General features: G+C 66.7%; 1 protein-coding gene. It reads right to left on the bottom strand.

Features of this window, described 5'->3' with window-relative positions; genetic code table 11:
- The coding region (locus AC22G6_RS21850) for an Ig-like domain-containing protein (protein ID WP_487368510.1) at positions 1-462 on the bottom strand (462 nt) is incomplete at both ends.

Here is a 462-nt window from a genome sequence, read left to right on the forward strand (position 1 = left end):
CGTTGACCGGGGTGACCGTAATCACGCCCGTGGCCGGGGTGCCGTCTTCCAGACCCTGGTCATCGACCGAGGCGTAGGTGAAGTTCGTCTCGCCATTCCAGTTCGCGTTCGGCACGAAGGTGACCGTGGCACCGTTGCCGGTGGCCGGGATCTCGGTGCCCACGGCGACCGGGTTGCCGTTGAGCAGCAGCGTGCCGTTGAGCGGCAGCGTGCCGTTGAGCGGCAGCGTCTTGATCACGAAGTGATCCACCGTGCCGTCAACGTCACTACCGGACAGGCTGACCGGGATCGAGGCGGCGTCTTCTGCGCCGCTCGCGCTGGTCGCGGCGGTTTCGGGGGCATCGTTGACCGGGCTCACCGTCACCGTGGCGGTGGCCGGGGTGCTGTCTTCCAGACCAAGGTCATCGACCGAGGCGTAGGTGAAGTTCGTCTCGCCGTTCCAGTTCGCGTTCGGCACGAAGG

The sequence above is a fragment of the Parazoarcus sp. PS-13 R2A genome, assembly GCF_057621855.1.